Source organism: Variovorax sp. 20P10.2.4, assembly GCF_058244205.1.
This window is the reverse complement of the sequence record NZ_JBZAYE010000321.1, coordinates 1-8,172: the sequence shown is the minus strand read 5'-3', so window position 1 is coordinate 8,172 and position 8,172 is coordinate 1. Positions and strand designations below refer to the sequence as shown.

Below are 8,172 nucleotides of genomic sequence, written 5' to 3'. Positions count from 1 at the left end.
CCCGCGCTGGGCGAATGGAATGCCGACTTCCGCACCGCCACCGGCGAGCAGCGCACGGTGGCGCTGTCCGAGGGCGTCGACCTGGTGCTCAACACGCAGACCAGCGTGCAGCGCCGCGTGCGCGACGGCCGCACGGTGGGCATCGCGCTGATCGAGGGCGAGACGGCGGTGGACCTGTCCGCGGCGTCGGCCGCGGCTGGGCCGGGCTTCAGCGTCACGGCCGGCGCGGGCCGCGTCGAGGCGCAGGCGGGGCGCTTCGAGGTGCGCTACCTCGACGGCAGCGCCTGCGTCAGCTGCGTCGAGGGCAGCGTGCGCGTCGCGCATGCGATGGGGACGCAACTGCTGCAGCCGCGCCAGCAGCTGGTGTACGACGCGGGCTCGATCGGCGCGCCCGAGGCGATCCGCGATGCCGACGCCTCGGCCTGGCGCACCGGCGTGCTGGTGTTCCGCCAGACGCCGCTGTCGCGCGTGATCGCCGAGATCAACCGCTACCGGCCGGGCCGCGTGCTGCTGCTGGCGCGCGGCCTCTCGGAGCGCGCCGTGAACGGGCGTTTCGCCATCGCCGCGCTCGACACCGTGCTGGTGCAGATCCAGCGTTCCTACGACCTGCGCGCGCGGGCCCTGCCGGGTGGCGTGCTGCTGCTTAGCTGAATCGTGTGACAGCTTGATTGGCCCCCGCGTCCGATCAGGTTTGAGAAAGTTAGCGGTTTTGTTTGCGTTGCCCGGTCTGTCCTGTGAGAGGCATGGATTCCTGCCATGCCAGTGCATTGCATTTCTTACCGGGCGCCAGATGAACACACACGAGGGACACCGCAGCCGCCAGCCGGCCGTGGTGCGAACGAGGAACTTCCGCATTTCGCCGCTGGCGCAGGCCATGGCCCTCGCGCTGGCGGGCGCCGCCTCCGCGGTCGCGCCGCCGGCCCATGCGCAGCGCGCCTTCAGCGCGGGCTGGATGGCGCAGAAGAACATGGCGCAGAACACGGCGATGGCCACGGGCCGGCTGCCCAACGGCATGCCGGCCTCCACGCTGACCAACCCGCAGGCGCAGCAGCAGCAGGCCAGCGCGCAGTTGCAGCGTTCGATCGGCAACCTCAACCTGGCCGCGCAGGCGATCGCGGCGCAGCAGGCGGCGCAGGCGGCCGCGCGCCAGGCCGCGCAGAACGATCCCTTGTCGGTGCCCGACGGCCTCGCCGAGGGTGGCTTGAAGGTCGATACCGATTCGCTGACCGCGGGCTGGCTCAATGCCAATGCGCCCGTGCAATCGCAGGTCGGCGGCCGCACGCAGGTCGCGATCCAGCAGACCGGCGACAAGGCGATCCTCAATTGGGAGAGCTTCAACGTCGGCAGGAACACGACGGTGCAGTTCCAGCAGCAGCCCGATTGGGCGGTGCTCAACCGCGTCAACGACCCGCAGGCACGGCCTTCGCAGATCCAGGGCCAGATCAAGGGCGACGGCACGGTGCTGATCGCCAACCGCAACGGCGTGGTGTTCTCGGGCAGCAGCCAGGTCGACACACACAACCTGGTGGCGGCAGCCGCGAAGATCGGCGACGAGCAGTTCAAGGCGCGCGGCATCTACAGCGCGCAGCAGGACGGGACCTACGCGCCCAGCTTCACCGACGCGCTGGGCAGCGTGAAGGTCGAGGCCGGCGCGCGGATCGCGACCACGGCGCCCGCCTCCGTCACGCAGGGCGGCGGCTATGTGCTGCTGCTGGGCACCGAGGTCGGCAATGCCGGGCAGATCAGCACGCCGCGCGGCCAGGTCCAGCTGGCGGCCGGCGATTCCTTCCTCATCCGCGCCGGCCAGGCCACCACGGCGAATGCCTATGCGACCACGCGCGGCAACGAGGTCTCGCCGCAGTTCAAGGCCGACAGCACGGCGGGCGCGGTGAGCAACACCGGCCTGCTGCAGGCGCCCGAAGGCGACATCACGCTCGCGGGCCGCCAGGTGGTGCAGGACGGCGTCGCGCTCGCCACCACCACCGTCAATGCCCGCGGCAGCATCCACCTGCTGAACTCGGCCAGCGATGCGCTGGGCAGGGTGACCATCGGTGCGCACGCCACCAACGCCATCGTGCTCGACGACAGCGCCGGCAGCGCGCTCGACAGCCAGCGCGACGCCTTGATCAGCGAGTCGGCGAAGCAGGACCTGGCGCGGCTGACGGTGCCGGTCACGCCCGGCGTGTTCGACAACCTGGCGCGCATGGACGACCGCCGCGACCTGTCGCGCTTGGAGATCGTCTCGGGCGGCGACGTCGGCTTCGAGGGCGGCTCGCTGACCCTGGCCACCGGCGGCCAGGTCGCGGTGAGCGCGAAGGGCCGCAGCAATGTCGCGAGCCAGGCCCGCCTCGACGTCTCCGGCGCGGTCGGCGTGCAGGTGGCGATGGCCTCGAACAACATCGAGATCAACGTGCAGGGCAACGAGCAGCGCGATGCGCCGCTGAACCGCGACACCACCCGGCTCAACAACGCCAATGTGTGGATCGACCGCCGGAAGCTGCTCTACGTGCCCGCCGGCGTCGGCGGCTACGACAAGGAACGCTGGTACACGCAAGGCGGCCTGCTCGAGGTCGGGGGCTACCTGAGCCTGCAGGGCCACGGTATCGGCGAGTGGGCCGCGCAGGGCGGCAGCATCGCCTTCGCGGGCGGCGAGCTCGTCACGCAGAAGGGCTCGAACCTCAACCTCTCGGGCGGCACGCTGGACGTGCAGACCGGCATGCTGCGCCAGAGTTGGCTCAAGGGCGCGGACGGGCGGCTCTACCGCGTCGACGACGCGCCGGCGGACGTGCAGTACCAGGGCTTGTACAAGGGCTACGAGGACGCGCACCCGCGCTGGGGCGACGAGAACACGTCCTACTACTACAACCCGCTGATCGGGCCGCAGCAGCGGCTGGAGAGCGGCTACACGATCGGCCGCGACGCGGGGCAACTGATCGTGGCCACCGGCGCCGCGGTGCTCGAAGGCGATGTCACGGCCACCGCCTACCAGGGGCCGCGGCAGGTGCAGAAGCCGCAGGCCGGGCTCGACGGCTACGGGCAGTCGCAGTTCGCGGCCGCGCGCGCGGCGCAGTGGATGCTGGGCGACTGGCGCACGGCGATGAACACCGACGCGAAGAACGGCCCGCTGGGGATCTTCCACAACCTGGCGCCGACCTCGAACGAGATCGTGTTCGCGCCCGACACGGCCGCGGTCGCGGACAGCCTGCAGGGCGGCAGCCAGGCCGCGCCGCTGCCCGAGGAACTGCAGGGCAAGGTGGTGGTGGACAGCCGCCTCGTCGACGGCTTCGGCCTGGGCACGCTCATGGCCGCCGCGAAGAACGGCGTGACGGTCGACGGCGAGCTCGCGGTGACGCCCGGCGGCGCGATCCGGCTCTACGCGCCGCAGGTCGACGTCAACGCCGACCTCACGGCGCGCGGCGGCGAGATCGCGCTGGGCAATGTGCGCGCCGTCACGCTGACCACGGGCCGGACCGTCGACCAGGCGATCTATGCCGCCGCGGGCAAGACGACGCAGGTCACGGTCGGCGCGGGCGTGATGCTCGATGCGCGCGGCCTGTGGAGCAACCTGCAGCAGGACGCCGGCGACATCGCGTTCGCGCCCTACATCGACGGCGGCAGCGTGTCGATCCGCAGCATCGGCGACGTGCGGCTGGGCGCGGGCAGCGTGGTCGACGTCTCCTCGGGCGCCTCGGTCGGCCAGGGCGGCGCGTTGACCGGCGGCAAGGGCGGCGACATCGCGCTCGCGGCCAGCATCAACCTCAACGACGGCAGCAACCGCGCGCCGGGCCATGCGGAACTGCAACTCGGTGGCACCTTGCGCGGCTATGGCGTCACGGGCGGCGGCAGCCTCAGCATCGAGTCGGGCACGGCGATCGGCATCGGCGGCGAGGTGCTGCGCAACCCCGGCGAGCTGATGGCCGGCGAAGGCGCGCAGGTGAGCCTGCGGCTGCTGCACGACTACGTGATCCAGCCCGGCGAGACGGTGCCGGTCGACCAGATCACGGTCAGCCGGCTCGCGCCGGGCGAGCAGGTGCAGGCCACGGTCGTGCCCGCGCTGAGCTACGGCACCTCGGTGGTGGTCACGGCGGCCGCGTGGCGCCTGAGCCCCGGCCAGGTCGCCTACGGCATCGACGCGCGCGGCGCCACCAGCCTGTTCCAGTCGGGCAGCGTGGTGCCGGCCGGCATCAGCCTCTATTACATCTCGCAGTTCGCGGCGGGCGACGTGGTGCCCGCCGATGCCTTCCCCGACGGCATCCCGATTCCGCCCAGCACCCAGCACTACGCACCCGGCAGCGTCGCGAGCGCGCCGATCCGGCTCGCGGCCGGCACGCTGCTCGCGCCGGGCGTGGTGCTGCAGCGCGACAGCGCGGTACAGCCGGTGCTCGGCCTCGACCCCTCGCTGTTCCGCAGCGGCTTCTCGCACTACACGGTGACGGGCCACGACGGCGTCGCCGTGCTCGACGGCACGCAACTGGACGTGCGCATGCCGGTCTACCGCTGGGATGGCAGCGCGCCGCTGCCGCCGACCGGCACCGAGACGGCGCGCGCGCTGCAGCTGTGGACGCCACCGCTCTACACCGAGGACCCGCTGCACGCGAAGCTCGCGCAGCGCGGCGGCGCCAGCCTGGCGCTGGGTTCGCAGGTCGCGGGCACCACCATCGGTGCGGTGTCCGACGTGGTGCCGCTGTCGATCGGGGCGGGCGCGGTGGTCACGGTCGATCCGGGCCAGGAGATCGCGCTGCTCAGCAGCGGCGGCCAGGTCACCATCGACGGCACGCTCAACGCCTGGGGCGGCCGCATCTCGGTCGCGTCTCTGAACCTGGCGGCGGGCGGGCCGGGCACCTCGATCTGGATCGGCGACGACGCGCGGCTCGACGTGGCGGCGCGGCCCTACGTGGCGCGCGACACGCTGGGCCGGCCCTACGGCATCGCGCCCGATGGCGGGTCCATCGAGCTGGGCCTGGCGCAGGCCTTCATCGTGGTGCGGCCCGGCGCGGTGCTCGACGCCTCGGGCAGCCAGGCCGGCATCGATCTCGCGGCCGGCGGCGCCGCGTCGGCGCCCGCGCATCCGGTGCAGATCGCGGGCGACGGCGGCAGCATCGCGCTGCGCTCCTACGACGGCATGTTCCTCGACGGCCAGCTGCTGGCGCGTGCCGGCGGTGCCGGCGTGGCGGGTGGCACGCTCACGCTGGAGATGAACAACCGCATCTACGACACGGCCACCGACGACGACCAGGTGCTGCACCGCATCACGCTGTCGCAGCGGCACCTGCCGACCGCGCTGCCCTCCACGCTGCGGCCCGGCCAGGCCGATGCGGCGCTGCGCTGGGGCAATGCGGCGCTGGGCGTCGACCAGATCGAGGCCGGCGGCTTCGATGCGCTGACGCTGTATGCGCACGACCTGATGGTGTTCGACGGCGACGTCGATCTCTCGCTCGGGCGCAGCCTCAACTTCAAGAGCGGCGTGTTCACCATGGCCGACGGCACGCCCACGGCGCAGGTCCGCATCGCGGCACCCTACATCCGGCTCGACGGCGGCGTCGACTGGACGCCGAACGGCAGCCGCTACCAGCCCGGCCTGGTCGGGCCGGCGGCCGGGCCCGGCACCTCGAAGGGCAGCCTGCTGTCGCTCTCGGGCGACCTGATCGACATCTACGGCCAGGTGCTCGACGGCATGAGCGTGTACCTCGGCGGCGCGGGACCGATGGTGCCGGCGCACACGGCCTCGGCGCTGGCCTTCGACACGACGGCGCTCACCAGCAGCGGCGACATCCGCTTCGCGGGCGCGGTGACATCGAGCGGCGACATCGTGGCCACCGCGGCGCAGCTCTATCCGATGAGCGGCAAGTACGGCGGCCTGCTCGCGGGCGCCAGGGGCAACGGCACCAGCGGCGGCATCGATCCCGACAGCGTGCTCGCGATCCGCTCGAACGGCAATGCCGCGCCGGTGCCGGCCTCGGTGTTCGGCGCCCTGCTGCTGGCCGGCGGCACGGTCGACCAGGGCGGCGTGGTGCGCGCGCCGCTCGGCGTCATCGCGCTCAACGAACTCGGCGGCCCGCTCACCAACATCGCCTGGCAGACCGCGGCCGGTGCGAACCGCCTGTTCGACGGCAAGGTGGTGCTGCGCGACGGCAGCCTGACCTCGGTCAGCGCGCAGGGGCTGGTCATGCCTTTCGGCGGTACGCAGGACGGCCTGACCTACCAGGGCGCGAGCGGCACGCTGTTCGACCTCGCGCAGGCGCAGGTCAACATCGCGATCGCCGGCAAGTCGATCCAGGTCGAGCCCGGCGCGGTGCTCGATCTCTCGGGCGGCGGCCAATTGATGGGCGAGGGCTTCGTCTCGGGCCGCGGTGGCTCGGTCAACGTGCTGGCCACGCCGCTGTACAACGCCAACCCGGCGCTCAACCGCTACAGCAGCGCGGGCAACGCGGTGTATGCGGTCGTGCCCGGCTATGCCGCGGCCTATGCGCCGACCCTCGCCGACAAGGGCGCGGGCGATCCCGCCATCGGCCAGCAGGTGACGGTGGGTGCCGGCGTGCCGGGCCTGCCCGCGGGCACCTACACGCTGCTGCCGGCCAGCTATGCGCTGCTGCCCGGTGCCTTCCGCGTCGAACTTGGCGCGCCGCAGGACGCACTGCTGCCGGCGCGCCAGTCGGGCCTGGTGGCCGTGCCCGGCGGCTCGTGGCGCACCGAGGGCACGCTGCAGCTGGCCGGCACCGGCATCCGCGAATCGCTGCCGCGCGAACTGCTGCTGACGCCCGGCCAGGCGGTGCGCGGCTACACCCAGTTCAACGAAACCAGCTATGCCGACTTCGCGCTCTCGCAGGCGGCGCAGTTCGATGGCCGGCGCGCGCGCCTGCCGTCGGACGGCAAGACCCTGCTGCTGGACTTCAGGCAGAGCGACGAGGTGGCCGCGCCGCTGCGCTTCGGCGGCAGCGCGCGCTTCGACGCCGCGGCCGGCGGCATTCCGGGCCAGCTCTTCGTGATCGGCAATGCCGACATGGAGATCACCGGCCCCGGCGCGGCGCCGGTGCCCGGCGCGATCTCGCTCGCGGCGAGCGAGCTCAGCGCCTTCGGCGCCAGCACCCTGGCGCTCGGCGGCTGGTACACCTACTTCAACGGCCTGGATTCGTCGGGCGACGGCGCGCGCCTGTACTTCACGCAGGTCTACAACGGCGGCAACGCGCTGCACGTGCGCGACGGCGCCAATCTGCGCGCAGGCCAGATCTTCCTGCTCGGGCGCGACGAGGTCACGGTGGACGGCGGCGCCACGCTCGACACGCGCGGCTTCGGCCCTCCCGGCATCGACTCCGACCTCGGCTACATCTATGCCAACAATCTGCGCAGCAGCGCCACCAGCGACACGCCCGCGGTGCTGGCGGTGGGCAACGGCTGGCTCGACTTCCTGCCGTCGGTGGGGCCGGGCCGCGTCACCGTGGCCGACGGCGCCACCTTGCTGACCGAAGGCACCATCGCCTTCGCCGCGCCCGGCGACCTGGTGCTCGGCGATGCGCGGCTGGGCGCGCGCTACCTCTCGGTGTCGCAGAACCAGATCAACATCGGCACCGCCGATTCGCTCGCCGCGGCGCGGGCCGCCGGTGCGCTGCCCGCGGGCTGGCAACTGACCCAGGACGTGCTCGATCGGTTGCTGCGCCCGGCCGCCGACGCGGGCGTGCCGGCGCTCGAGCGCTTGAGCCTGTCGGCTGGCGGGGCCTTCAATTTCTTCGGCTCGCTCTCGCTCGACACCGGCAACGCGCAGGCCCAGCTGGTGCTCAACACGCCGGCCTTCTACGGCTGGGGCGACAGCGCGGACACGGTGCGCATCGCGACCCGCTCGCTGGTGTGGAACGGCGTCGCGACCGGTGCCGGCACCGTCGCCAGCCCCTACGCCAGCGCGCTGCCCGCGCCGGTGCAGGCCGGCGGCCCGGGCACCGGCAGCGGCCGGCTGGTGATCGATGCGCAGAGCGTGCAGTTCGGCTACGACGCGCTGAGCCGGCCGCAGGCGCAGGCCACGCTCGACCGCGTCGCGCTCGGCTTCGCCGGCGTCGAGATCAATGCCAGCGACAGCATCGTGTCCAACAGCGCCGGCTCGCTCTCGGTCGGCCATGCGCGCGGCGCCGACGGCCGGCTGGTGGACGGCGACCTGCGCATGAACACGCCGCTGCTCGCGGG

General features: G+C 72.7%; 2 protein-coding genes. Both read left to right on the top strand.

Features of this window, described 5'->3' with window-relative positions:
* A partial coding sequence (locus tag AC27VN_RS25160; protein ID WP_490878282.1) for a FecR family protein occupies positions 1 to 651 on the top strand: 651 nt, incomplete at its 5' end.
* A gap of 139 nt (positions 652 to 790) precedes the next feature.
* Positions 791 to 8,172, top strand: a 7,382-nt coding sequence (locus AC27VN_RS25155; RefSeq protein ID WP_490878281.1) for a two-partner secretion domain-containing protein, incomplete at its 3' end; no start/stop codon positions are given.